This is a genomic window from Pacificibacter marinus (genome assembly GCF_018860665.1).
GTDB lineage: Bacteria > Pseudomonadota > Alphaproteobacteria > Rhodobacterales > Rhodobacteraceae > Celeribacter > Celeribacter marinus_A.
Genome location: NZ_JAHKPK010000060.1, coordinates 42,979 through 66,985 on the forward strand (window position 1 = coordinate 42,979; position 24,007 = coordinate 66,985).

General features: G+C 53.0%; 24 protein-coding genes. 10 read left to right on the forward strand and 14 right to left on the reverse strand.

The genetic code is table 11. From position 1 onward, the window contains the following. Positions 1 to 2: 2 nt before the first annotated feature. Positions 3 to 1,304, reverse strand: a complete 1,302-nt coding sequence (gene phaZ / locus KO497_RS16170; protein ID WP_215944991.1) for a polyhydroxyalkanoate depolymerase — start codon at positions 1,302 to 1,304, stop codon at positions 3 to 5. A 129-nt stretch (positions 1,305 to 1,433) separates the two neighbouring features. On the opposite strand from phaZ, the gene phaC reads away from it, so the two are divergent. The 4 genes from phaC to KO497_RS16190 all read left to right on the forward strand — a co-directional run bounded on the left by phaC (position 1,434) and on the right by KO497_RS16190 (position 5,679). Continuing rightward, the gene (gene phaC, locus KO497_RS16175; RefSeq protein ID WP_215944992.1) at positions 1,434 to 3,227 is read left to right on the forward strand and encodes a class I poly(R)-hydroxyalkanoic acid synthase; all 1,794 of its coding nucleotides are present in this window, start codon (positions 1,434 to 1,436) and stop codon (positions 3,225 to 3,227) included. 146 nt (positions 3,228 to 3,373) lie between these two features. Then, positions 3,374 to 3,823 (forward strand): Phasin, encoded by a 450-nt coding sequence (locus tag KO497_RS16180; RefSeq protein WP_215944993.1) that lies wholly within the window; start codon positions 3,374 to 3,376, stop codon positions 3,821 to 3,823. A 198-nt stretch (positions 3,824 to 4,021) separates the two neighbouring features. After that, positions 4,022 to 4,564, forward strand: a complete 543-nt coding sequence (gene phaR / locus KO497_RS16185; RefSeq protein WP_215944994.1) for a polyhydroxyalkanoate synthesis repressor PhaR — start codon at positions 4,022 to 4,024, stop codon at positions 4,562 to 4,564. Positions 4,565 to 4,722: 158 nt separating this feature from the next. After that, complete coding sequence (locus tag KO497_RS16190; protein ID WP_252729741.1) at positions 4,723 to 5,679, forward strand: LysR family transcriptional regulator; 957 nt, start codon at positions 4,723 to 4,725, stop codon at positions 5,677 to 5,679. A gap of 50 nt (positions 5,680 to 5,729) precedes the next feature. Here KO497_RS16190 and KO497_RS16195 read toward each other — a convergent pair whose 3' ends face one another. The 8 genes from KO497_RS16195 to KO497_RS16230 form a co-directional block, all read right to left on the reverse strand. After that, positions 5,730 to 6,935, reverse strand: coding sequence for a DegT/DnrJ/EryC1/StrS family aminotransferase (locus tag KO497_RS16195; RefSeq protein ID WP_215944995.1), 1,206 nt, complete (start codon positions 6,933 to 6,935; stop codon positions 5,730 to 5,732). A 246-nt stretch (positions 6,936 to 7,181) separates the two neighbouring features. Beyond that, entirely contained in the window at positions 7,182 to 8,009 is an 828-nt protein-coding gene (locus KO497_RS16200; RefSeq protein WP_215944996.1) for an ABC transporter permease, read from the reverse strand. Continuing rightward, a complete protein-coding gene (locus KO497_RS16205; RefSeq protein ID WP_215944997.1) occupies positions 8,006 to 8,884 on the reverse strand; it encodes an ABC transporter permease in 879 nt (292 codons plus the stop codon). The genes KO497_RS16200 and KO497_RS16205 overlap by 4 nt, the downstream gene beginning before the upstream one ends. A 39-nt stretch (positions 8,885 to 8,923) precedes the next feature. After that, positions 8,924 to 9,640, reverse strand: a complete 717-nt coding sequence (locus tag KO497_RS16210) for a transporter substrate-binding domain-containing protein (protein WP_215944998.1) — start codon at positions 9,638 to 9,640, stop codon at positions 8,924 to 8,926. Between the two features lie 45 nt (positions 9,641 to 9,685). Beyond that, positions 9,686 to 10,474: an ABC transporter ATP-binding protein gene (locus tag KO497_RS16215; RefSeq protein WP_215944999.1), complete on the reverse strand. Its 789-nt coding sequence runs from the start codon at positions 10,472 to 10,474 to the stop codon at positions 9,686 to 9,688. 155 nt (positions 10,475 to 10,629) lie between these two features. After that, positions 10,630 to 11,073 (reverse strand): TerB family tellurite resistance protein, encoded by a 444-nt coding sequence (locus KO497_RS16220; protein ID WP_215945000.1) that lies wholly within the window; start codon positions 11,071 to 11,073, stop codon positions 10,630 to 10,632. A gap of 57 nt (positions 11,074 to 11,130) precedes the next feature. Next, entirely contained in the window at positions 11,131 to 12,042 is a 912-nt protein-coding gene (ppk2, locus tag KO497_RS16225) for a polyphosphate kinase 2 (RefSeq protein ID WP_215945001.1), read from the reverse strand. Between the two features lie 67 nt (positions 12,043 to 12,109). Further along, on the reverse strand, positions 12,110 to 12,703 hold the full coding sequence (locus KO497_RS16230) for a LysE family translocator (RefSeq protein WP_215945002.1): 594 nt from the start codon (positions 12,701 to 12,703) through the stop codon (positions 12,110 to 12,112). An 81-nt stretch (positions 12,704 to 12,784) separates the two neighbouring features. Here KO497_RS16230 and KO497_RS16235 point away from each other — a divergent pair, with 81 nt between their 5' ends. Beyond that, positions 12,785 to 13,228: an Lrp/AsnC family transcriptional regulator gene (locus tag KO497_RS16235; protein ID WP_215945003.1), complete on the forward strand. Its 444-nt coding sequence runs from the start codon at positions 12,785 to 12,787 to the stop codon at positions 13,226 to 13,228. Positions 13,229 to 13,333: 105 nt separating this feature from the next. Further along, positions 13,334 to 13,969 (forward strand): FMN-binding negative transcriptional regulator, encoded by a 636-nt coding sequence (locus KO497_RS16240; protein ID WP_215945004.1) that lies wholly within the window; start codon positions 13,334 to 13,336, stop codon positions 13,967 to 13,969. A 70-nt stretch (positions 13,970 to 14,039) separates the two neighbouring features. Here the strand turns inward: KO497_RS16240 and KO497_RS16245 are convergent, their stop codons facing one another. Next, on the reverse strand, positions 14,040 to 15,683 hold the full coding sequence (locus tag KO497_RS16245) for a CTP synthase (protein WP_215945005.1): 1,644 nt from the start codon (positions 15,681 to 15,683) through the stop codon (positions 14,040 to 14,042). A gap of 166 nt (positions 15,684 to 15,849) precedes the next feature. Continuing rightward, positions 15,850 to 16,209, reverse strand: coding sequence for a preprotein translocase subunit SecG (secG, locus tag KO497_RS16250; RefSeq protein WP_215945006.1), 360 nt, complete (start codon positions 16,207 to 16,209; stop codon positions 15,850 to 15,852). Positions 16,210 to 16,395: 186 nt separating this feature from the next. Between secG and KO497_RS16255 the strand changes: the two genes are divergently transcribed. After that, positions 16,396 to 16,938 carry a GNAT family N-acetyltransferase gene (locus KO497_RS16255; RefSeq protein ID WP_215945007.1) on the forward strand — a complete coding sequence of 181 codons (543 nt, stop codon included), beginning with the start codon at positions 16,396 to 16,398 and terminating at the stop codon, positions 16,936 to 16,938. Positions 16,939 to 16,947: 9 nt separating this feature from the next. Here KO497_RS16255 and KO497_RS16260 read toward each other — a convergent pair whose 3' ends face one another. Then, the gene (locus tag KO497_RS16260; protein WP_215945008.1) at positions 16,948 to 18,000 is read right to left on the reverse strand and encodes a bifunctional transcriptional activator/DNA repair enzyme AdaA; all 1,053 of its coding nucleotides are present in this window, start codon (positions 17,998 to 18,000) and stop codon (positions 16,948 to 16,950) included. 174 nt (positions 18,001 to 18,174) lie between these two features. On the opposite strand from KO497_RS16260, the gene KO497_RS16265 reads away from it, so the two are divergent. Continuing rightward, the gene (locus KO497_RS16265) at positions 18,175 to 19,467 is read left to right on the forward strand and encodes an adenylosuccinate synthase (protein WP_215945009.1); all 1,293 of its coding nucleotides are present in this window, start codon (positions 18,175 to 18,177) and stop codon (positions 19,465 to 19,467) included. A gap of 20 nt (positions 19,468 to 19,487) precedes the next feature. Then, positions 19,488 to 19,724: a DUF2842 domain-containing protein gene (locus KO497_RS16270; protein ID WP_215945010.1), complete on the forward strand. Its 237-nt coding sequence runs from the start codon at positions 19,488 to 19,490 to the stop codon at positions 19,722 to 19,724. Positions 19,725 to 19,798: 74 nt separating this feature from the next. Here the strand turns inward: KO497_RS16270 and KO497_RS16275 are convergent, their stop codons facing one another. Further along, positions 19,799 to 22,270, reverse strand: a complete 2,472-nt coding sequence (locus KO497_RS16275; protein WP_215945011.1) for a hypothetical protein — start codon at positions 22,268 to 22,270, stop codon at positions 19,799 to 19,801. A 141-nt stretch (positions 22,271 to 22,411) separates the two neighbouring features. Here KO497_RS16275 and KO497_RS16280 point away from each other — a divergent pair, with 141 nt between their 5' ends. Continuing rightward, positions 22,412 to 23,077 (forward strand): thiamine diphosphokinase, encoded by a 666-nt coding sequence (locus KO497_RS16280; protein WP_215945012.1) that lies wholly within the window; start codon positions 22,412 to 22,414, stop codon positions 23,075 to 23,077. 16 nt (positions 23,078 to 23,093) lie between these two features. On the opposite strand, the gene KO497_RS16285 is transcribed toward KO497_RS16280, so the two are convergent. Beyond that, positions 23,094 to 23,996 (reverse strand): DMT family transporter, encoded by a 903-nt coding sequence (locus tag KO497_RS16285; protein WP_215945013.1) that lies wholly within the window; start codon positions 23,994 to 23,996, stop codon positions 23,094 to 23,096. Positions 23,997 to 24,007: the final 11 nt, after the last annotated feature.

Below are 24,007 nucleotides of genomic sequence, written 5' to 3' on the forward strand. Positions count from 1 at the left end.
ACCTAGCTCGCCTTTTTGGCAGTGGCCTTGGTCTTTGCTTTGGGGGCTGTTTCGGTGCCTGCGACAACGCGCGGTCCAGAGTTCTGATCAATAAAGTCCAAGACCAATGGCCGGATGTTGTTGCGCCAGCTTTTGCCTGCAAAAATGCCGTAATGGCCTGCACCTGGTTCTAGGTGAAAGGCTTTTTTGCTGTCCGGCAGGCCTGTACACAGGTCCAAGGCCGCGACGCATTGGCCGGGCGCAGAGATATCGTCGTTTTCGCCCTCAACCGTTTTGACTGCAACATCGGTGATTTTGCCGATATCGACTTTTTTGCCATTCACCACAAATTCATTCTTGGCGATTTCAAGCCCTTTGAAAATACGGTCCACCGTTGAGAGGTAAAACTCAGCCGTCATATCCATGACAGACAGGTATTCGTCGTAGAATTTGTTATGCTTGTCGTGATCGCTGGCCTCGCCTTTGGCGACGCGGCTGATTTGGTCGGCAAAGGCTTTGGCGTGGGTCTCGACGTTCATGGAAATGAACGATGACAGCTGCAAAAGACCGGGGTAGACCCTGCGCCCGACGCCTTTGTATTTGAACCCAACGCGCTGGATCAGGCTTTGTTCAAGCTGACCCATGGTGACGCGGTTGCCAAAGTCGGTCACGTCTGTGGGGGTCGCATCTGGATCGATGGGGCCACCGATCAATGTCAGCGTGCGGGGTTGCGCGGCGGGATCTTCTTCGGCCAGATAGGCTGTTGCCGCCAAGGTCAATGGGGCGGGTTGGCACACGGCAATCACATGGGTTTGTGGCCCCATATACTTCATGAATTCAACGAGATAGAGTGTGTAATCTTCGATGTCAAACTTGCCTTCGGACACTGGAATGTCACGGGCATTGTGCCAATCGGTGATGTAGACTTCGCAATCGGGGAGCAAGGATACAACGGTGGAACGCAGCAAAGTGGCGTAATGGCCCGACATCGGTGCAACGATAAGCACCTTGCGCGGCATTTCATCACGACCTTGCACGTTGAAGTGGATCAAATCGCCAAAGGGTTTGGTCATCTCGACATTGATATCAACGATGTGATCGCGTCCGTCCGTACCAACAACGCTGGCGATGCCCCAATCGGGTTTGGTCGCCATGCGCGCGAAAGATCGTTCTGTCACTTCGCCCCAAGCTGCCATCATTTGCAACGCAGGGTTCACCGTCATTGAGGCTGCGGGGTAAGAGCCGAGCGCCTGCGCAGTCGCCCCGAACCACTGATTGGTGGTGCGTAGGGTTTCCATTAAGTCATAGCTTGCCATGAATCGCATCTGGTCTCCGTTCTGCCGAAGTTTCGGCCTTGCCGTGCTTCCCTATTGGAAATGTCGCGGTATCGTGATCTCATAGTCTTACAGTATATTTAAATGCTGCAAGTGCAAAGTGTTTAGGGAGGTGACGAGATGACGCTGAAAGAAGACAGTGAAATCCGTGATTTGGATGTGATGAACGCCAATATTGCCAAGATTGAAGAGCTTTCCACACGACTTGCGGCCGCCATGTCGCGCTCAAAACCGATTCCCAAAGCGCTGCAAGGCCCAAGCGATGACCTGTTTGTCAAGGCGGCTTCGGCCTATGCCGCCGAGATGATCAACAATCCTGCAAAGATTATCGAGCATCAAATCGGTTATTGGGGCAAAACGCTGGCGCATTTCGCGGATGCGCAAAGCCGGTTGTCCAAGGGCGATCTGACGCCTCCTAATGATGACACGCCAAAAGACCGCCGCTTCGCGAACCCCTTGTGGGACACGCATCCCTTTTTCAATTTCATCAAACAACAATATGTCGCCAACGCACAGGCGATGACGGATGCAGTGCAAGACATCGAAGGTTTGGACGCGCGCGATCGCAAGCGTATCGATTATTTCACGCGCCAGATTGTTGATATGCTGGCGCCCACCAATTTCTTGGCCACCAATCCTGATGCGCTTGAGCAAGCCGTTGCCACCAATGGTGAAAGTCTGGTGACGGGTCTTGAAAACCTCGTGCGCGATATCGAAGCGCATGACGGGCAAATGATTGTCAGCTTGGCCGATACAGAAGCCTTTGAAGTGGGGCGCAATCTTGGTACCACAAAAGGATCAGTGGTCTTTCGCAATCGGATGTTCGAGCTGATCCAATATGCGCCAAGCACCGAAACAGTGCATGACGTGCCGTTGTTGTTGTTCCCGCCTTGGATCAACAAATTCTATGTGCTCGACCTCAAAGATAAAAACTCACTGATCAAATGGGTCGTGGATCAAGGCTATACCTTGTTTGTGGTCTCTTGGGTGAACCCTGACGAAAGCTATGCAGATGTTGGCATGGATCAATATGTCGAAGAGGGGTTCTTGACCGCGATTGATAAGGTCAAAGAGATCACCGGCGCGCCAAAGATCAACGTCACGGGGTATTGTATCGCTGGCACCACCCTGTCGGTCACGCTGGGTCTGCTCAAGCAGCGCAAAGATACCTCTATCAACTCAGCCACTTTCTTTACCACATTGACGGATTTTTCCGATCAAGGTGAAGTTGGCGTGTTCTTGGATGATGACTTTGTCGATGGGATCGAAGCCGAGGCCAAACGCACAGGCATTATGAGCTCTCTCTATATGTCGCGCACGTTTTCGTACCTGCGGGCCAATGATCTGATTTATCAGCCTGCCATCCGATCCTATATGTTGGGCGAGGCTCCACCTGCCTTTGACCTGCTATATTGGAACGGGGATGGCACCAATTTACCGGGCAAGATGGCGGTCGAATACCTGCGTCACCTTTGCCAAGGCGATAAATTGGCGACGACGGGCTTTCCGATCTGTGGCACCCACGTGCACCTGTCCGAAGTCGATGTCCCTGTTTGCGCGATTGGCTGCGAAACCGATCACATTGCGGCGTGGTCCAGTTCCTATAACGGTGTGCGTCAGATGGGGGCTGAGGACAAAACCTTTATTCTGTCCCAATCAGGCCATATCGCTGGCATCGTGAACCCGCCCTGCAAAAAGAAATATGGCCATTACACCAATGATGATCTGAGTCTGCCCCCTCAAGATTGGAAAGATGGGGCCAAGTTTAACGAGGGCAGTTGGTGGCCGCGGTGGGAAACATGGCTCAAGGGGCGCTCCGGCGACATGATCCCTGCGCGCAATATCGGTGATTCGGGTGCGGTTGAGTTGACACCAGCACCGGGGGCTTATGTTAAGGCGAGCGGAACTCTCTGATTTCACGTGGTTTTGAAAATTTGTGCTGCGTCGCAGAAAATTCACTTGATTTGCTGCAGTGCAGCATCCATATTGATTGTAGACGAAGCAAAGCGGATCTGCTGCCATAGGCTAGCACCTCCGCACAGAACATAAGTTCAGGAGATATGATCATGGCTGAAGACTACACAAAAATCATGAAAGACATGATGGGCGCTTTCCCCGTTGACATGACTGCATTCCAAGATGGTTTCAAAACCAATGCATCGCTCAGCGATAAAATGTCCAAAGTTGCAATCGCTGCAGCTGAAAAATCTTCCGAGATTTCTTCCAAATGGACAAAAGAAACACTCGCAAAAGTGGCTGACGTCACAGGCGCAAAAGCTGAGCCTGCTGACTACTCAAAAGCGTTCACAGATTTCGCATCTGCTCAAGCCGAGCTTGCCGCTGAAAACATGGCTGCCTTTGCTGAAGTTGCAAAATCAGTTCAAATGGAAACTGTTGAACTGATGCTTGCTGCTGGCAAAGACATGGGCGAAGACGTGACTGCAGCTGCTAAAAAAGCAACTGAAGAAGTTACAAAAGCCGCAAAAAAAGCGACTGCATCAGCTAAGTAAACTCTTTCGCAAACTGTGCGCTCCTCCTCCTCCCTTCGCACAGATTGCACCAAGACGGGCCCCTCATTTGAGCGGGCCCGTTTTTGTCTGCCAATATTTCTATGAACAATCTGTTTCGCGTAAAACCGCCTTTTCTTTTGCTTTTCCCGAATCGTGGGCATAGGCTTTCTGCAATGCAATATTTAGGGAGGGGCGCCCATGGTTGACTCAAAAAACGGGACGCTTTTGATCAAGCGCTATGCGTCACGGCGTTTATACAACACTGAGACATCTGACTATGTGACACTTGAAGACATCTCTGGATTTATCCGCGCTGGGCGTGACGTTCAGATCATTGACCTGAAATCCGGTGATGATTTGACCCGCCAGTATCTTCTTCAAATCATTGCCGAACACGAGGGGCGCGGCGAAAGCGTTTTGCCTTTGGGTGTGCTCACAGATTTGGTGCGCAGCTACACGACCGAAGTGAATTCCGTGGTGCCTCAGTTTCTGGCGCAAAGTTTCGAAATGCTACGCGGTGGACCCGCGAGCATGATGGAAAATATGGGAACAGGCATTCCAACAATTCCTGGGTTGGAAGCCATCCAAGCGCAGCAAGAAGCTTTTTTAAAAGCGATGACGGGCGGCATGCCTGGCGCATGGCCCTCTAGATCATCGTCGTCCAAAACAGAAGGTAATGAAGAGCTAGGTGACATCAAACGGCAGCTTGCCGAGTTGCAAGAAAAACTATCCAAGCTCTAGTCGTTTTTGCTGAATATATTACAAAAGGCCTAGCCATCTTGGCGGGCCTTTTGTCTTTCTGAATGATCATACTGTTGTTCAATAGTGATATTATACTGAAAAAGGGCTGACATTTTGGCGTCTGCCCCCTAGCGTTAACTCGAAATGTAAAGAGGGGCATGATGAACGATACGGTTGGGCGGTTCAGTCTGTGGGGGATCGAAGTATTTTTGGCCGCCGCCGAAGATGGATCGGTGTCTGCCGCGGCCAAACGACTTGGAACCTCGCCCTCGTCGGTGTCTCAACAGATTTCCAATTTGGAAACGGCTTTGGGGACCGAGCTGTTGAATCGCCGCGAACGCCCGATGACCTTGACGCCTGCGGGGCGCATTTTACGTCGGCGCGCGCTGACAATTGTTAGCGAAGCCTCCCACGCACGCTCAGAGATCGCAGGGCTTGATCTGTCTCAATTGGGGTCATTGCGCCTTGGTATGATCGAAGACTTTGAGGCCTCTGTGACGCCAAGTTTGCTCTCTGGTATGGCTGATGCTCTAACGCACACGCGGTTCGAGTTGGAAACGGGCCCCTCTCATCGGCTGCTGGATCACTTGGAACACCGCAGTCTGGATGTCATTGTTGCAGCCGATATTTCTAAGTCGAACTGGATGAAAAACCTACCCTTGCTGGATGATCCTTTTGTTGTTGTCACCGCCAAAGGGCGCGGGGCATCGTTGGATGATCTAAAAGATGTTTCCTTTATCGAATACACGCGCCGCCATGCTATGGGGCGCGAATTGGCCCAGCATTTGACAGCCGAAGGCGTCAATTTGGTGCATCGATTTGAATTGGACAGTTACCGTGCGATGATGGCGATGGTCGCGGGGGGGACAGGCTGGACAATTCTCACCGCGATGGGCGCACAACAAGCAGGGCGCTATACCGAAGGCATTGATCTTCACCCGCTGCCCTTTGCCCCGATGTCGCGCCGTATTTCCGTTTTCGTGCGCAAAGACGGGATGGAAGACATGGCCGACGATATCGCGGCACGTTTGCGTCCCTTGATCGAAACACAGCTTGTCCAACCTGCCGTGGCTGCAAACTCTTGGTTGTCTGGACACTTTAAAGTGCTCAACTAAAACGCCGCCCATGCGTATGGACGGCGTCTGTGTATTGTTTGAGCGACGGATTATTCCGCCGCTTGCACCATGCCCTTGGCGTCTGATGCAGCCTCAATCAAAGCTTGCGCGATAAAGTCCAAATCCTCTTTTTGCAGACGCGCAGGCAATCGCGTGTCACAGGCTTTGGACAGCATCGCGCGGGTCTTGGGCAAATCGGGCGTGTCGCCTAAGAACTGCCAGTTCCAAAAGGCGCGGGCGTTATCCGTGGACAGGCCAAACACCTGAACCGACACGCCGCGAGATTTGGCGGCAGATTGAAAGCTCAGAGCCTCTTCTGGCGAGAAATCGACCAAGTTAAATTGTAGACTGTCAGGGGCGCGAACTTCTTTTTCAAGTTTGTCTGGCACCGTCAGGAATGGCGTGGATTGCAATTGAGCTGCGACATAATCGTGGTTGGCACGGCCATCTCGTACGCGGCGTGGCACTTCGGCCAATTGGGGACGCACAACGGCAGCGGCCAAATTTGACAAGCGCTGATTGTAAAGCGGCAGCTGGTTTTGCACACGATCAAAGGCCGCGTCGAGTTCAGCACTTGGGCTGGCATTGTGCTTTTTCCAATTGTGCTCATAGGCGCCGGACATGATCACAGCACGGGCGATAATATCGTCGTCATCCGTGATCAAAATGCCACCTTCACCTGCGTTCAACAGTTTGTAAGACTGGAACGAGAAGCAGCCGATTTTGCCAATGGTGCCAATGTTTTGACCATCCCAAACCGTGCCCAAAGAATGCGCAGCATCTTCAATCAGCGGCACATTATGCGCTTCGCACAGGGTTACAATCGCGTCCATGTCAGAGGTGTGACCGCGCATATGAGAAATTAAAACAGCGCTGATATCATCGTCGAGTTTCGCTTTCAAATCGTCCAAATCGATCCGGTAATTATCGCCGCATTCGACCAAAACAGGGATGCAATCTGCATGGACAACCGCTGAAGGCACGGCCGCAAAGGTAAAGGCAGGGATAAGAACTTTCGCGTCACGGGGCAGGTCAAGTGCTTTCAAAGACAAAAACAATGCGGCTGAACACGACGATACGGCCAGTGCATATTTTGCGCCGAGCATTTCGGCAAATTCGCGTTCCAACAGGGTGACGGGTGCGTTTTCAGAAGCCGTGTAGCGAAAGAGATCGCCTGAGCTGAGCAAACGCTCTATTTCTGCGCGCGCAGCCTGTGGAATGGGCTCTGAATCGTATACGTTCGGACCTGCAGTCATGACTTTCACCATTTATAAAATGTCTTTTCGCGATAACTGTATGTGTATGGTGCGTAAAAATCTAGCACTGTAAATGCGTCGGAGAAAAAATTCGCATAACCGTTACAGTTGAAGACAGGTTTTAGGTGGGATGGGGATGGTCCGGCGGTGATATGGCGGCGCTTTGGATCTGACCAGATATCAAAAAAAAACAATTACAAACGACGCGTCTGCAGCACGAGAGAGCACGCATGCATGGTGTCGAAATCACCGAATGATCTGCGGTTTGAACCTAAGCTTCGGGCGTCTTTCAAGGGGCAGATGACGATTGAGCCGCGTGTTGATGATGTTGAAGATGCCGATGACAATCACGATCAACACCACAAAATATCCCGCGACAATAGGATAGGGCACAAAGGGGTTGAACGTCTTTTCTGCAAAATAAGACGCGTAATACAAGGCATCGCCCTTTTGCTGCCACGCCGGAAAGCCTGAGAAAAACACCAAAGCGGTGGCGTGAAACAGAAAAATCGCCTCGTTGGTGTATGACGGCCAAGCAAGACGCAACATCGTCGGCCAAGTGATCCGCCTGAAACGCGTCCAGCCAACCATGCCATAGGCGTCCGCTGCTTCCATATCGCCCTTGGGGACAGAGCGCAGCGCACCATAGAAAATTTCTGCGGAATAGGCCGAAGTGTTTAGGAACAATACGATCAAAGCCCCCGCCCAAGCGCGGGTCAGATTGCCGGTTTCCAAGGTCAGGCCAAAGATCTCGATGCCTGCTTTTGGCAATTGAACAAACATCTCATAAGCCAAGAAAAATTGAATGAACAAGGGAGAGCCGCGAAACAAAAACATAAACCATTCCGCAGGTTTGCGCAGCCAAGGGTTTGGAGTATTTTTCGCAACGGCCAGCAGCGTTGCAAAGACAAAACCAAAACCCAAGGCCAGCACGCCGAAATAGATGTTCCACAACATGCCCGAGCCGATTAGCGTCACTTGTTCGCACAGGGTGATGTCGGATTTGGGCAAAAGGCGGGGGCCGTAACCGATGGAACGAAACGCATAATCTGAAATGGTTTGCAGGCAGCTCATGTGGCTTTCCTCATCTGCTCACCCGCAACGGTGGCTTGGCCGCGCGACAGTCGGGTGGTGAGGCGGTCCAAAACGATTTCGGAAACCTTTGTAAAAGCGAGATAAAACACCAATAGCCCAAGAAAATACCATAAGCGCCAGTCAGGGTGCGGATAGTCGAAATGGCTGGTTTTTGCGCCGCCAAGTTCGCGGGCCCAATAGACGATATCTTCGACCCCAAGCAAGAACAGCAAGGGCGTGGCTTTGATCAGAATCATCCAAAGATTGGACAGACCGGGCAGGGCATAGATCCACATTTGCGGCACTAGAATGCGCCAGAAACTTTGACGTGGAGACATGCCATAGGCTTCGGCTGTTTCCATTTGCGCGCGGGGTACGGCGGACATTGCACCTGATAGCACATTGGCCGCAAAGGCCCCAAAGACGATGGAAAAGGCGATCACGGCCAAAATGAACCCGTAAAACTCATGCACAGCCTGTGGGGCAGACCCTAAGGGCAGTTTGGCTGCAGAACAGACCAGAAAATCATTGCCTTGGCGGATCGGTTCAGACCAATCGGGGCACAGAATTTTGTGGCGTGTCCATTCAAACCCTTGATCCATCGCCAAGGGGACGAAAAGAAAGAAAACGATATCCGGCACACCGCGCACCATCGATGTGTAAAGCGTCCCAAACCAGCGCAGAGGCGCGACTTTGGACCGCGCAGCCATGGCCCCCAGAAACCCCACGCCAAGTGCGATCGGGGCGGTCACGGCCAAAAGCGTGAGCACAACGATAAAGCTTTTGTAGAACAAAACATGCTTGCCCGTTGTCAAATAACAGGCGAGCCAATTGAGGCCGTCAAGCGTGGATGGGTCTGTGCAAGATGCGAACATAATGAAAATCGGGGCCAGCGTACCGGCCCCGAAAAACGCTTAGTAAGTCGCTGTTTCTTCGCCGAAGTATTTGATCAGCAAAGCGTTCAAAGACCCGTCAGCTTTCATCACGTCAATCGCCGCGTTGAATTTTGTTTTCAGCTCTGCATCGCTTTCACGCAAGCCAAGGCCGATACCGCTGCCCAGTGGCACGTCATCGCCAAGGAACATAAAGTCTTGTTCTTCCACGAAGGGCACAAGCGCATCTTTGTCTGCAAACACGGCATCCACTTCGCCATTTTTCACGGCCGCAATCGTGTCGTCCAATGTGGCGAATTCAACCAAGGTGGCGCCTGTCGCGGCCACGTGGCCCGCTTGGATTGTGGATGTTTGCGCTGCGATCACACCGCCCATCAAATCGACGCTGTCTGACACAGAGGCATAGGCCGATGCTGTTGGTGGGTAGTAGTCTTGTGTGAAATCAATGACTTCTTCACGTTCTTCTGTGATGGACATGCCCGCGATGATGGTGTCGTAATTGCCGGACAACAGGTTCGGGATGATGGTGTCCCATTCGTTTGTCACCCATTCACAGGTCAGTTCCGCGATTTCGCAAAGTTTGTCGCCGACTTCACGTTCGAAACCAGCAACTTCGCCGTCATCATTGATAAAGTTGTAGGGAGGGTAGGCGCCCTCGGTGCCCATGCGTACGGTGTCTGCAAAAGACGCGGTCGCAGTGAGGGCCATTAGGGCGGTGGAGAGAATGAGTTTTTTCATAGTTTTGGTCTCCCAGTCTGGTGGTTTTTTTTGATTGTGCTTGTTTTAGGCTGATACAGTTGAGCTTAGAAATTGCTGCAAACGTTTTGATTTTGGTTTGCCGAAAAGTGCGGCTGGCGGGCCTTGCTCTTCGATCAATCCTTGGTGAAGAAAAACAACATGGTCCGAAATGTCGGCCGCCATGCGCATGTCGTGGGTGACGATCATCATCGTGCGCCCCTCAGTGGCTAAGGATTTGATCACCTTGACCACTTCTTGTTCCAACTCAGGATCAAGCGCCGAGGTGGGTTCGTCAAACAACAAGGCTTTGGGTTCCATACATAACGCGCGAGCGATTGCTGCGCGTTGCTGTTGGCCGCCTGACATTTGGGCTGGGTAGACATCACATTTGTCGCCGATGCCGACGCGATCCAGATAGGCGCGGGCTGAGGTTTCGACCTCGGATTTATCGCGGCCCAACACCGTAACAGGGGCTTCCATGACATTTTCAAGAATTGTCATATGGGCCCACAAATTGAATTGCTGAAACACCATCGACAGATTGGTGCGAATGCGCATGATCTGTTTGCGATCACGTGGGCGGCGCATATGACCGCTGCCTTTCCATGAGATCGGTTCGCCCTCAAACAGGATTTCGCCGCTTTGGCTGTCTTCCAATAAATTGGCGCACCGCAAAAGCGTTGATTTTCCGGATCCCGATGAGCCGATCAGCGAAATCACTTGTCCGCGTTCAGCCGTCATCGAGACGCCTTTGAGCACATCAAGATCGCCGTAGGATTTATGCAAATCACGGATTTCGATCACGGGCGAGGTTTTTGAGTCTTTGGTCAACATTGGAACTGAGTAAGCTGAGATTCTGTGCCAGATGCAACAGACTTTGATGAAATTCCCCAGCGTCACCGCTTAAAAATCATGCGAATGTTTCGAAAATGACCGAAATCGGCGGATGCTATACGTTTGCGGGCAGCTTGAGTGTGTCTTTTGGCGATTTAGCTTATATTTTGAGCAACCCGTTGACGGGCCAAAGCGCTATCAACATCGCTGACCCCCAACAGGTTCGCCACCAGTCGCAAGAATGTATCCTCAGCATGATCACGGTGCCCATCGGTCAAAACCACGGACCAAAGCCCCTCGATCACGCCGGCACGATCTTCATATGGCACTGCATCTTTGATGGCACGGGTAAAGCGCACGGTGTCGGGGGCCTCTGCCTCCAGCACTTCGGCTTCTGCGCGCAAGGCCAATCCCGCCGCTTCGTCCAGATTATAGCGGTCACGCAGCACAGACAAAATCCGTGCCGCTTCACCTGCATCATAATGGCCATCTGCACGGGCGACCCGCACCAAAAGCGCCGCCAAGGCCAGATTGGAATCTGCGCCCGACAGGCGCTGTGGCTGTGGCTGAATCAGCCGATTGAGAAAATCTGCAAACATGAGACCACCATAAGCCCCACAGGCCCAAAGGAAAAGCCGGAGCCCATCACATGATCGTCAATATTTTGACGGCACATAAAGTTCGGGCGGCAAGACAGCACGCTCGTAGTCTTTGTTGTACACCCGTTCGGGCAGGGTGATTTCCTCGTGGGGCACGTCCTCGTAGGGGAACAGCGACAGCAAATGATCGATGCAATTCAAGCGCGCGCGTTTTTTGTCGTTGCCCTCAACAATATACCACGGGGCCTCAGGAATATTGGTGCGCGCGAACGCCTCTTCCTTGGCCTTGGTGTATTGTTCCCAGCGCACCCGCGATTGCAAATCCATCGGCGAGAGCTTCCACTGTTTCATCGGGTCGTGAATGCGCATCAAAAACCGCATTTGCTGTTCTTCGTCAGAGACCGAGAACCAGTATTTCACCACTTTGATGCCAGAACGCACTAACATACGTTCGAAATCAGGAACGTCTTGGAAAAACTGCTCAACCTGATCTTCATCAGCAAAGCCCATCACCCGCTCAACGCCGGAACGATTGTACCAAGACCGGTCAAACAGAACGATTTCGCCCGCAGCAGGCAAGTGCGGCACGTAGCGTTGAAAATACCATTGGGTTTTTTCGCGATCTGATGGCGCGGGCAGGGCCACTGTGCGCACGATCCGTGGATTCAGGCGTTGGGTGATGCGTTTGATCACGCCGCCTTTGCCCGCAGAATCGCGGCCTTCAAATAACACAACAATCTTTTCGCCTGAGTGTTGCACCCAGTCTTGCAGGCGGATCAGCTCGGCTTGCAAGCGCAAAAGGTCGTAGAAATATTCATGACGGGTCAAGGCATTGGGATGGGCTTTTTGGTAGATTTTCTTGATCTCTTGCGACAAAAGCGCGTCTTCCAGCTCAAGCTCGAATTCCTCATCCAGTGAATCCGCAAGTTCCGCTTCGAGCCAATCTTGTGCATCTTTGTCAAATGTCATGTGCCGTGATCCTTTTGGTGCCGCTATGGTGCAACTGTGCCTTAGATCAGGGAAATATGACAGTTTCTTAATGAAATAAGATTGGCACCATAGAAATCACCAAAAGCCCCGCCATGGTCCAGTTGAACACGGTCAAACGGCGTGGATTGGTTAAAAAACGGCGTAACTCTGTCCCCAACCATGCCCAAAGGGTGATGGCGGGAAAATTGACCATCAAAAAGCCAAGCCCCACAGCCAAAGCCGCCGTCCAAGTGTCGCCTTGCGCATAATTGGTCTGCGCAGTGATGGCCATGATCACCGCTTTCGGATTAACCCATTGAAAGGCGGCAGCTTGCAAAAATGTGAACGGTTTGCCGCCGATTTCGCCTTCTTTCGGGGGAGTTGCATGAGCAATTTTCCACGCCAGCCACAGCATATAGGCCATTGAGACAATGGTCAGTATTATCTGTAGAATCGGAAGTCGGTGAAAGACTTGCGCCAAACCAAGTCCGATCACAAAAACCATGAACGAATGCCCCAGCGAAATACCAAGCATATGCGGCAAGGTGCGTCGCAAGCCAAAGTTGGCACCTGAGGCCAAAAGCATTAGATTGTTCGGCCCAGGGGTGCCCGAGGCGACGAAGGCAAAGCCCAAGAGGGCGAAAAATAATGTCATATCCATCTGGCTAATATAGGGTGCTGAGTTGCGTGTTTGCGTGCAAATGCCGCTTGAGTGGAGTAGATTTTGCAATATAATTCGATCATGGATCATATTGACGACAAAATATTGCGCGCACTTGAGCGAGATGGTCGCCTGACCAATCTGCAACTGGCCGATCATATCGGGTTGTCTCCTTCTGCCACATCGCGTCGTGTCGCAGATTTGGAACGTAGTGGGGTGATCGCGGGATATCGTGCCGTGATTGATCGCAATAAAATCGGTATCGGATTTTTGGCCTATGTCACCGTAGGTCTGTCCAAACACACCAAAGAATCACAACTGGCCTTTGAACGTGCAATCGCCCGCGCACCTGAGGTCAAAGAATGTCACAATGTGACGGGTGTCTTTGAATATATTCTGCGGGTCGAGACCGCTGATTTAGGGGCATACAAGATCTTTCACACCGACGTGTTGGGCGTGCTGCCGCAAGTGAACTCGATCACCTCTTATATCGTTATGGAAAGCCCCAAAGACATGCGCGCCTAGATCCTCTTGGCGCTTTTTTGCTTTTGAGGCGAGCCCAAAGCACTCTGCGCTGGGGTTTCGGGGGGCACGTGATATGCAGGGGCAAATGAATGTAAAGGCATCGCCATGTATCGTCCCAAAAATTCTGCCATAGATGATCCCAATGTGCTTAGCGCAGCGGTGGACCAAATCGGGTTTGGCGCTTTGGTGACCTTTTTTGAGGGCGCGTTTGAGACCACCTATTTGCCTGTTGTCGTCAAGCAAAGCTCCGATGGTTTTGTGATCGAGGCCCATTGCGCCCGCGCCAATCCGCATTGGAAACTTGCGGGGGAAGGCACGTCGATGTTCATGTTCCAAGGCCCCCATGCATATGTGTCTGGCGGCTTGTACCCGTCCAAACAGGACGACGGCAAAGTGGTGCCAACGTGGAATTACATCGTGGTTCATGCCCATGGTAGGCTTGAGGCGATCAAAGATGGGGATTGGTTACACGGGCATCTGAACGAGCTGACCAATAAAAACGAGGCAGGACGCGCAGAGCCTTGGGCTGTGTCGGATGCGCCTGTCGCCTATATCGCTGCCCTAAAACGTGGCATCGTTGGCTTGCGGTTTTCCGTGTCTAAATTTGAAGGCCGCTGGAAGCTAGAGCAAAACGCCAGCGCCAAAGATCGCGCGGGCTTGGTCGAAGGCCTGTCGCAAGAGGGCGATATGGCCCGCGATTTGGCGGAGGCTTTGCACTCTTTCCCGACCGTCGATGGCTAGATTGCCAAGGACAATACAAAACAAAAGGCACCCCGCGGGGTGCCTTTTTAATAGGTCCGTTTGAGATCGCTTAGACCAAACGTGAATTTTCTTTCGCCGCACGTACGAAGTCTTTGAACAATGGCGCTGGTGCGAAGGGCTTGGATTTCAATTCTGGGTGGAACTGAACGCCGATGTACCAAGGGTGATCTTTGATCTCGACGATTTCTGGCAAACGCCCGTCAGGAGACATGCCTGAGAAAATCAAACCGTGCTCTTCAAGTTGTTCGCGATACTTGGTGTCAACCTCATAGCGGTGACGGTGACGTTCTTCGATTTCAAGCGTGCCGTAGGCTTCGGCCACGCGTGAGCCTGCCGTCAAAGTGGCAGAATATGCGCCCAAACGCATGGTGCCGCCCTTGTCGTCGGTGGATTTACGGCGCACTTTATGGTTGCCCTGAATCCATTCTTTAAGGTGGTACACCACAGGTTCGAAACGCTTTTTACCCGCTTCATGATCGAACTCTTCAGAGCCCGCGGCGTCAATGCCCGCCAAGTTGCGCGCGGCTTCAATGACAGCCATTTGCATACCCAGGCAGATGCCAAGGTAGGGAATTTTACGTTCACGGGCAAATTGCGCCGCTTTGATTTTGCCTTCCGTGCCGCGTTCGCCAAAGCCACCAGGGACCAAGATCGCGTGGTATCCCTCAAGATAGGGGGCTGCATCTTCACGTTCGAACAATTCGGCGTCGACCCATTCCACTTTCACCTTTACGCGGTTGGCCATGCCGCCATGCGTAAGCGCTTCTGCGATGGATTTATACGCATCTTCAAGCTGCACATATTTGCCCACGATGGCGACTTTAACTTCGCCTTCTGGGTTGAACACGCGGTCTGCCACATCATGCCAAACAGTGAGATCAGGCTTGGGGGCAGGGGCGATGCCAAAGGCGTCCAGCACAGCTTGGTCAAGACCTTCGCGGTGGTAGGCTAGCGGCGCCTCATAGATGGATTTCAGATCAGGCGCTGCGATCACATCTTCTTTGCGCACGTTACAGAATAGGGCGATTTTTTCGCGCTCTTTTTCTGGGATCGGATGCTCAGAACGACAGACCAAAACATTTGGCTGCAAACCGATGGTGCGCAACTCTTTGACAGAGTGCTGTGTCGGTTTGGTTTTCAACTCACCTGATGCGGCGATGTAGGGCAGCAGCGTGAGGTGCATGAAAATACACTGTCCGCGAGGTTTATCTTGGGCGAACTGACGGATCGCTTCAAAAAAGGGCAGGCCTTCGATGTCGCCAACAGTGCCACCGATTTCGCACAGCATGAAGTCAACTTCGTCATCGCCGATCTCAATAAAATCTTTGATTTCATTGGTCACATGCGGAATCACCTGAATGGTTTTTCCCAAATAGTCGCCGCGACGCTCTTTTTCCAAAACGTTCGTGTAAACGCGACCTGACGAAATCGAATCTGTATTACGGGCTGCGACGCCGGTGAAACGCTCATAGTGACCCAAATCAAGATCGGTCTCAGCGCCGTCGTCTGTGACAAAAACCTCACCGTGTTCAAACGGGCTCATCGTGCCCGGATCAACGTTGAGGTAAGGGTCAAGCTTGCGCAACCGAACTGTATAGCCGCGCGCTTGCAGCAATGCGCCAAGAGCCGCAGAGGCCAGGCCCTTGCCGAGTGAGGAAACAACACCGCCGGTGATGAAAACGTATCGTGCCATAGTGGGTGTAGCTCCCGTGAAGTGGTCAAAATCATATTGAGACATGGCGCTAAAAAACGCCATGTTCACGGGATTTATGGACTAACAGATTCGGACGTCCCGCACAACCGAACCGCAACATCTTGCGGATGAAAATCCGCTATGCCCAAGGTATCGTTAGATTTGTTTATTCAGCGCGTGGTGGCGCCAAAGGTGCATCGGCTGCGGATGGCGGCAGTAATGAGCTTGCGTCAGGCAAGCTGGGTGTCACTGGTGTTGCATCTTCCAGCGTGATTCCGTCCACAACAGATGAGTTCGCAGCATCGCGGCGCGCCAAAACTGTCAGAGTGAGGGATGTGCAGATGAACCCGATCGCAAAGATCCATGTGAGTTTGCCAAGTGCAGAAGCTGCCGCGCGGCCGCTCATGACGTCGCCGCCACCGCCGCCCCCCATGCCAAGACCGCCACCTTCAGAGCGCTGAAGCAGCACAATACCAATCAGGCACAGCGCGAGGATCAGGTGGACGATAAGAATGACGTTTTCCATGGGAGAGGCTTTCGGATGAGTTCGATGCTGGTATTTAGGAAATATGCGGGGGACGCGCAACCCCTTGACCTTGGTCTTGGGCAAATGTTCTCAAACTTTTGAGGATTAGCTGCGTCATGCTTATGTCCGAGCGCGCCAATTCGTATGACCGTTGTCATTTGAATATGATTTGCTAGAGATAGATTTATGGAACAAACACTGCATATCCGCCCCGCCACTCTGTCTGATGCTCAAGCCATTGCCTATGTGCAGGTCGCTGTTTGGAACAGCGCTTATAAAGGCCTTGTGCCTGACGCCTTGATTGAGCGCATGACTGTCGCAGATCGCGAAAAAGGCTGGACGACTATTTTGAACAGCTTTGCAGAGACCGGACGCGGGACCTGTTTCGTGGCAGAAATCGACGGCACGGTGCAGGGCTTTGCCTCTTGCGGGGCGCAACGTGATGAAGACCTCAGCGCCGATTATGCTGGTGAAATCACGGCTATTTATGTGCAGGGTGATCATCAACGCAGCGGTCTTGGGCGTGCTTTGATGCAGTCATGCACGCAGGCAATGGCGGGTATGGGTCTGAATGGCTCAGCGCTTTGGGTCTTGTCCGAAAATGAAAATGCGCGTGCGTTTTATACGGCTTTAGGAGGCACGTTTATCACTGAACGTGTTGAGGCCTCGGCAGATGGTTCTGTGAGCGAAGTCGCTTACGGTTGGCCTGCGCGTTCTGATTTGATGTAGAGCGCCTCTTTATGCATAGCGTGCCTCTATCTCGATCAATCGTTGTTTGCGCCAAAGCCCGCCCCCATAGCCGGTGAGAGATCCATCAGCTCCAAGAATACGGTGACAAGGGATTAAAATCGCAATTTGATTGGCCCCGTTGGCTTTGGCAACGGCACGCGTGGCCGTGGGTTGGTCGATAGATTTCGCCAGCGCGCCATAACTTAGCGTTTGCCCTGCAGGGATGCGCCGCAAGGCATCCCAAACCCGCCCCGCAAATCCGCCTCCATGATACTGTAGCGGCACAGTGAAGTCGGCGGATGTCCCACTGAAATAGGCGTCAAGCTGTGCGGCCAATTGGTCGTGAATAGCGGTGTGTCCAAATCCAATCGCACCATTGGCCCCAGCCGCCAGCTTTTTCATTTCAGTGGGCAGGGCTTTTCGATCCATGAATTCAAGCAGGTGCAGTGCTGATCTGTCAGCCACTGCAATCAGCGGCCCCAAAGGGGTGTCGATCCAATCGATGCACAGCAACGGGTTTTTAGACAGCGTGCCAAGCGCCGCGCCCAGCAAACGGTTCGTACTGCTGCGAAAGGCGGAGGAGGATGAGAACCCAGCCTCCAACTGTGCGTCTATGACTTTGCCGCCGTCGCTGTAAATATCGAACCCACGGCGCAGACGCTCAAGGCGCGCCAATTCCAAGAAAGTCATGCCAAAGTGACGTTTGAAAGCGCGCCGCACAGTAGACAGGTCGAACCCCATGTCGGTGATGTCGCTTTCATACCATCTGTGATCGGGGCGCGCTTCCAATGCCTCAAGCAAAATCTTGATCACCGGCTCGGATTCGGTTGCAGGCCGCAAAGGATGGCAGCGCTTACAAGCGCGAAATCCCGCCGCGATACAGTCCCCAATAGTGCCATAAAAGGTGCAGTTCTCACGCTTGGGTTTGCGCGCAGGGCAGGTGAACCTGCAAAAAATACCAGTGGAACTCACCCCCACAAAGGCGCGCCCTTCATAAGAGGGATCACGTGCCACAAAAGCGGAATAAAGTGTATCGGAATCAGGCAGGTCAAACAGTTCCATGAAAGTATCCTAGTCCCAACAGTGCAGACTGTCCGCCGTAAATCAGGCGTCTATTGCACGCAATTGTACAAAACAGATGACGCTTAGAGAGCTTCGATGCTGTTTTAAGGTTTCATCGGCGCGCAGCTATGGCTATACCGACGCGGGTTTCATCCAATCCAAAGGAATTAGGATATGGCAAACGTCGTCGTGGTCGGCGCCCAATGGGGCGATGAAGGTAAAGGCAAGATTGTGGACTGGTTGTCCGAGCGTGCAGATGTGATTGCGCGCTTCCAAGGCGGCCACAATGCGGGTCATACGCTTGTTGTGGATGGCAAAGTCTACAAACTGCACGCTTTGCCATCTGGCGTTGTGCGTGGTGGTAAGCTGTCTGTGATCGGTAACGGCGTTGTGCTTGACCCGTGGCACTTGTTAAGCGAAATCGAAACGATCCGCGCGCAGGGTGTGGAAATTTCTCCAGATGTTTTGATGATCGCGGAAAACACACCACTGATTCTGCCATTCCACGGAGAGCTTGATCGCGCCCGTGAAAACCAAAACGCAGTTGCAAAAATCGGTACAACCGGTCGCGGCATTGGGCCAGCTTACGAAGATAAGGTTGGCCGCCGTGTGATTCGTGTTGCCGATCTGGCTGATCCTGCGACGCTTGAACTGCGGGTTGATCGCGCGCTAGTGCATCACAATGCGTTGCGTCGTGGTTTGGGTCTTGAAGAAATCGACCGCAATGACCTGATCGCTAAACTCACTGAAATCGCGCCCAAAATCCTGCCCTATGCGGGCCCAGTTTGGAAAGTGATGAACGAGCAACGTAAAGCCGGTAAACGTATTTTGTTCGAAGGGGCCCAAGGTGCGCTTTTGGATATCGATTTTGGCACATACCCGTTTGTGACGTCGTCAAATGTGATCGCAGGCCAGGCCGCCACGGGCGTTGGCATGGGACCAGGGGCGATTGATTACGTGCTCGGTATCGTCAAAGCCTACACCACACGCGTGGGCGAAGGTCCGTTTCCGACGGAACTGGACGATGCAGACGGGCAACGTCTTGGTGAACGTGGTCATGAGTTTGGCACGACAACAGGCCGCAAGCGCCGGTGTGGTTGGTTTGATGCGGCTTTGCTGCGCCAGACTTGCGCAACCTCAGGCATGAACGGGATTTGTTTGACCAAGCTCGACGTGCTTGACGGTTTCGAGACATTGAAGATTTGTGTCGGCTATGATTTGGACGGAACCCGTGTGGATTACCTGCCAACAGCCGCAGATGCCCAAGCGCGGTGCACTCCTATCTATGAGGAAATGCCCGGCTGGTCCGAGACCACAGAAGGCGCGCGCACATGGAATGATTTGCCCGCGAATGCGATCAAATACGTCAAACGGGTTGAAGAATTGATCGACTGTCCTGTGGCGTTGTTGTCCACATCGCCTGAGCGCGAAGACACTATTCTTGTCACTGACCCGTTTGAAGATTGATACACAAGGAGTGATTGCAGATGGCCCTATCCTACAAAGCCCGCAGACGCGTGGCCCTTTTGGTTCTGGTGGTGGGGCTGCCTGTTTACATCGCCTTGTGCCTCAAGTTGGTCAGCCTGTTTGAACGCCCCTCGCTATGGGTAGAACTGGCGATTTATGTCGGTATGGGTGTTCTTTGGGCGATCCCGTTGAAATCTGTTTTCATGGGGATTGGCCAGCCGGATGATCAGGCAGATGACAACCAAGACGACGTTTAAAATCCTATTCTGACTATGTAAAAAGGCCGCTCGATTGAGCGGCCTTTTTTGTATGGCATTGAGTGTTGAAACCTTTAGCTGGCTGCGGCCTCCGGTTTGAAGCGCGTGCCATCAGCGATAACAAAATGTCCGCGTTTGATTTTGCGAATCTTGCCTTGGCGCAAAAGCTGTCCGAAGGAACGAAGGCGTTCTTCCAGAGGGAAGTCTTCAGGCATCGCTTGGTTGGCCAAACGCATGATCTGTGGGCGTGTGACTGTTTCGCGTCCCTCGACAAAGCTGGAATAGGCCGCCGCGGCTTCCAGCAGGTCATTCAGGCCTTCGGCACCGACGGTTTCGGCGTAATCTGCAAAGGTACCTGCGGCCTCATTCATCATTGGCGTTGCAGTCGCTTCATCAAGCTCTGGTGCGAACTGTTCGTCTTCTTTCACAGCCAAAGCGGCAGAGGAAACGCGACGCGGGCGCACGGGCGAAATATTCGCGCCCAAGGGCAAGTCTTGTGGCGTATCAATGCGTTGCTCTGAAACCAACATCAAAGGTGCAAGGCGACGAACCCCTTGAACAAGGGCTTCAGTTGGGCGGCGCGGGCGAACCACACGTGCAAGGTCTTCGCGGTATGGGTCAGCTTGAGCCGCGTCTTTGGCATCGGTTGTGTCTGGCTGCTCGGCTTGCTCTGCGCGGGTTGCGGCAACGGCCGCTTTGAGATGTTGGATCGCGTTGCGGCGACGCACGTTTTCACCGTCCCCCATTTCGCGTTCTGCTGTATCGAGTAGACGCGAGACAGAGTCGTCAGACGTGCCAAACATGTTGCGGGTCTCGTCGTCGTCATCATCGTCGTCTTCATCCGTATGATCACGATCAAGACGGAATTCATTTTCCGGCTCGACGTTTGCAGCCGGTTGAGCAACGCCAACCTCTGCTTCGACGTCATCAAGTTCCGCATCCGCATCATCGGATTCGTCAGAAAGTATATCAGCGGCAACTTCAGACTGTGTATCTGTTGATGACGTGACCTCAGCCAATTCGCGCATCAATTCATCTTCAGCGTCGTCGTCTAGCGAAGATGTGCCCAATTCTTTGCGCAGCAACTTTGCGAGGTCGTCTTCTTCTGCTGGTGCTATGGTCTCATCAGCTTGAGGGTCCAAGTCCACCTTGGTGGATAGGCTTTCTGCGTTGACGTCTGTTGATTCGGTTTCTGCTTCCGTCTCTGTCTCTGACAGGTTTGGTTCTGCTTGATCTGGAAGCAGGTCTACATCTGAACGGCGCATTTTGATCACGCGTGCGCGAACACGGCGCAATGGATCGGGCTGTTCAGTGGCCTCGGGGGCGGCGACCTCAGGGGCACGTGTGGCTTCGGCGATGTCTGCGGCCAAAGTTGGGTCCATATCGTGCAAAGCTTGATCCGCATCCGTGTCAGGCTCGTCGGCTTGTGCCTCATGCTGCGCGACCTCAGGGTCTATTTGTGGTGTATCCTGAGGGTCTTCGTTTGATGCATCGTCATTCGGTGGGGTGTCACCAAGGGCAGATAAAATAGAGTCGACTGACGTTTCATCTGCGCTTGCATCGGTTGAAGATGTGTCCTCAGCAACCTCAGTATCTTCGGTGATCTGGGCTTGTTCAACATCCGCAGCTTGGGCCGCTGCCGCAGCTTTTGCTTCGGCTGCTGCTTTCAAACGCATTCTGCGCGCCCGCTTGGCTGCCACACGGTCTTGAGCGGCTTTGGCCTGTGCTGCGAGTTTTGCGTCTTCTTCCGTTTTCTCGGTGTCTTCTGACGTGACGGCCTCTGCCACCGTATTCGACACGAGGTTTGCGGATGTGTCCTCAGCGATGGTGTCGTCTTGAGAATCGCCAAAGGAATCTGTGGCGTGTTGATCTTCTGCGTAGGCTGAGGTTCCGCGCTGGGCGACAGCCGCGCGGATGCGTTCAAGCTTGTCGGCGATGGAGGCAGGTTTATGAGCCTCTTCGAGCCTGTCTATGGCTGGGGCTGGCGCGTCTAGTGTTTCATCTGTGACGACAGAATCTGTTTGGGTCTCAACTGAAGCGGTCTGAGCAAGGTCTGTATCATCTGCGGCGGTATCGTCAGCGTCAGCAATAGCGGCAAGAGGCATTTCAACAACTGGCGCCGCTTTGGCTTTAGCGGCGGCTTTGCGTTGCAATGCGCGGGTGTTGCCCGGCTTGCCTGCTTTTTTGACTTTCTTACGTTTCGCCTTTTTCGCTTTTGGCGAGGCTGCAACCGTGTCTGACACGGAAGCAGGCTGAGCAATGCCGTCCGATGCAGGTGCGGTTGTGCCGTCATCCATTTGACGCAAAACAACGCCGTTGCCTTGTACTTTGGCTTCGACGCGGCGCTGGATTTCTTTTTCTGCAATCGAGTGCAGCATGTTTGCATCTGGTGTCGGGGGTTCCGCACCAAAGTAGCGGTCATCTGCCGCGAGATCTCTGAAATACTCGGCAATGCCGCGCATTGTGGAGAACGGATCATCGAAACCTTCCAACGTACAGGAGAAGGTTCCATAGGATACCGTAAGAATTTTACTATCACTAACCATGCTTAAACTCGCTTTCTGCTCTTGCTCAGCAACGCCATATTTACCATGAATTGGTTCGTGAATTAGAACAGAACCAAGAAAACAGCTTGATTATTTCGTGTTCTAATTGTGGCAGAATGGTTAATGGTGCACAGTGATCTCATGACAAAATACGTCCTTTCCAACCCAAATGGGGTGACTTTGCTCGGCGGCGGCAAGGTGAGTGCAACAACGCTTGACCATGCATTAAGGCACGCACCCCATCTTGTCGCAGCAGATGGTGCGGCGGCCACAGCGCTTGAACTGGGCCATATGCCCGAGGCCGTGATCGGCGATTTTGACAGTCTGCCCAATCGCATTCGTGATAAAATGCCCCCCGAAATCTTACACCATATTCCCGAACAAGACAGCACAGATTTCGAAAAATGCCTATCCCGCGTGGACTCTGCGCTTATTTTGGGCGTTGGGTTCATGGGGGCGCGCATCGATCATGAGCTGTCCGTCTATAACACACTTGTGCGCTATCCTGAAAAACACTGCATCATTGTGGGCGACATTGACATTTGCGTCCATGCGCCACGCAGCTTGCGGATCGAACTTGAAATCGGCACGCGGGTCTCGCTGTTTCCGCTGATGCCTGTAACCGGAATCAGCAAAGGTTTGCTTTGGCCGATCGACAATATTGTTTTTGGGCCGGCGGGGCGGATTGGCACCTCAAATGAGGCAAGCGCGGAAACCGTTGAAATGACCTTTCACGGCGATGGCATGTTACTGATTCTTCCGCGGCGCGCCTTGCCCAATTTATTGAACGCTTTGAACTGGCAATAATGAAACCGTCTTGGACTTAGGCCTGAGAACGCAGCTGTCGTGCATTGAGGTGTTCGCGGTGCAAAAGATACAATCCGGATCCGACGATCAATGCGACACCGACCCATGTTGTGGTTTCCGGAAAATCCCCAAAGACCCAAAACCCAACGGCTGTGGCGAAAGCCATTTCCGCATAGGCCAAGGGGGCGACCGTGGCGGAGGGCGCAAGACGCAAAGCGAAGGTCAAAAACAGATGGGACACAGTCGCGAGCACGCCAACGCCTGCGAGATAGATCCACATGACACCTTGGGGCATAACGGCGTCAAACATGCCGCCATGACCTTCGAACACAAACAGCAATGGGACGGAAAAGAGCAAGGCCAATCCTGAGGTGGCAGATTGCAGCACCAAAGGGGGATGCGCGCGCAACTGGCGTGTTACCAGCATATAGGCGGCAAAGAAAAACCCTGCGGCCAAGGGCCAAAGGGCGACATAGCCAAAGGCCAAAAGACCCGGTTGTACGACGATCATCGCGCCAATGAAACCGACGCCCGAGGCAAGGATGCGGCGCGGGCCGACCTGTTCGTTCAAGAATACCCAGCCCATAAACATCAAAATGAAGGGTTCGATAAACACGATCGCCAAAGCATCAGCCAAGGGCATGACTGATATGGCGGCCACAAATGATATGGTTGATCCCAATGTAAACACCGCACGTAGGGCTATAAGGCTCCAATCGCGGGCTGAGATGCGCCAACTGAGGCGCAAGGCCAATGCGATGGGCAAGACAATCGCGCCCTGCACCAAATAACGCGCAATTGCGATCTGCCCCGTGGGGTGGATGTCAGATGCAAGTTTTGCGCTGGCGTCCATTAGGGGGGCAAGGGCGGTAAAGGCGAGCATGCAAAGGATGCCGATGACGGGACGATCTGTATTCATCGTGCCATTAG

Bases quoted from the DNA above. Each gene is read 5' to 3' on its own strand.
- KO497_RS16270 (WP_215945010.1), top strand. From the start codon at position 19,488: ATGGCCCTATCCTACAAAGCCCGCAGACGCGTGGCCCTTTTGGTTCTG.
- KO497_RS16200 (WP_215944996.1), bottom strand. From the start codon at position 8,009: ATGAGCTGCCTGCAAACCATTTCAGATTATGCGTTTCGTTCCATCGGT.
- phaZ (WP_215944991.1), bottom strand. From the start codon at position 1,304: ATGCGATTCATGGCAAGCTATGACTTAATGGAAACCCTACGCACCACC.
- KO497_RS16275 (WP_215945011.1), bottom strand. From the start codon at position 22,270: ATGGTTAGTGATAGTAAAATTCTTACGGTATCCTATGGAACCTTCTCC.
- KO497_RS16205 (WP_215944997.1), bottom strand. From the start codon at position 8,884: ATGTTCGCATCTTGCACAGACCCATCCACGCTTGACGGCCTCAATTGG.
- KO497_RS16255 (WP_215945007.1), top strand. From the start codon at position 16,396: ATGGAACAAACACTGCATATCCGCCCCGCCACTCTGTCTGATGCTCAA.
- KO497_RS16245 (WP_215945005.1), bottom strand. From the start codon at position 15,683: ATGGCACGATACGTTTTCATCACCGGCGGTGTTGTTTCCTCACTCGGC.
- KO497_RS16260 (WP_215945008.1), bottom strand. From the start codon at position 18,000: ATGGAACTGTTTGACCTGCCTGATTCCGATACACTTTATTCCGCTTTT.
- phaR (WP_215944994.1), top strand. From the start codon at position 4,022: ATGGTTGACTCAAAAAACGGGACGCTTTTGATCAAGCGCTATGCGTCA.
- KO497_RS16235 (WP_215945003.1), top strand. From the start codon at position 12,785: ATGGATCATATTGACGACAAAATATTGCGCGCACTTGAGCGAGATGGT.
- KO497_RS16180 (WP_215944993.1), top strand. From the start codon at position 3,374: ATGATCATGGCTGAAGACTACACAAAAATCATGAAAGACATGATGGGC.
- KO497_RS16215 (WP_215944999.1), bottom strand. From the start codon at position 10,474: ATGTTGACCAAAGACTCAAAAACCTCGCCCGTGATCGAAATCCGTGAT.
- ppk2 (WP_215945001.1), bottom strand. From the start codon at position 12,042: ATGACATTTGACAAAGATGCACAAGATTGGCTCGAAGCGGAACTTGCG.
- KO497_RS16210 (WP_215944998.1), bottom strand. From the start codon at position 9,640: ATGAAAAAACTCATTCTCTCCACCGCCCTAATGGCCCTCACTGCGACC.
- KO497_RS16285 (WP_215945013.1), bottom strand. From the start codon at position 23,996: ATGAATACAGATCGTCCCGTCATCGGCATCCTTTGCATGCTCGCCTTT.
- KO497_RS16280 (WP_215945012.1), top strand. From the start codon at position 22,412: ATGACAAAATACGTCCTTTCCAACCCAAATGGGGTGACTTTGCTCGGC.
- KO497_RS16220 (WP_215945000.1), bottom strand. From the start codon at position 11,073: ATGTTTGCAGATTTTCTCAATCGGCTGATTCAGCCACAGCCACAGCGC.
- KO497_RS16240 (WP_215945004.1), top strand. From the start codon at position 13,334: ATGTATCGTCCCAAAAATTCTGCCATAGATGATCCCAATGTGCTTAGC.
- KO497_RS16265 (WP_215945009.1), top strand. From the start codon at position 18,175: ATGGCAAACGTCGTCGTGGTCGGCGCCCAATGGGGCGATGAAGGTAAA.
- KO497_RS16190 (WP_252729741.1), top strand. From the start codon at position 4,723: ATGATGAACGATACGGTTGGGCGGTTCAGTCTGTGGGGGATCGAAGTA.
- KO497_RS16230 (WP_215945002.1), bottom strand. From the start codon at position 12,703: ATGGATATGACATTATTTTTCGCCCTCTTGGGCTTTGCCTTCGTCGCC.
- KO497_RS16195 (WP_215944995.1), bottom strand. From the start codon at position 6,935: ATGACTGCAGGTCCGAACGTATACGATTCAGAGCCCATTCCACAGGCT.
- phaC (WP_215944992.1), top strand. From the start codon at position 1,434: ATGACGCTGAAAGAAGACAGTGAAATCCGTGATTTGGATGTGATGAAC.
- secG (WP_215945006.1), bottom strand. From the start codon at position 16,209: ATGGAAAACGTCATTCTTATCGTCCACCTGATCCTCGCGCTGTGCCTG.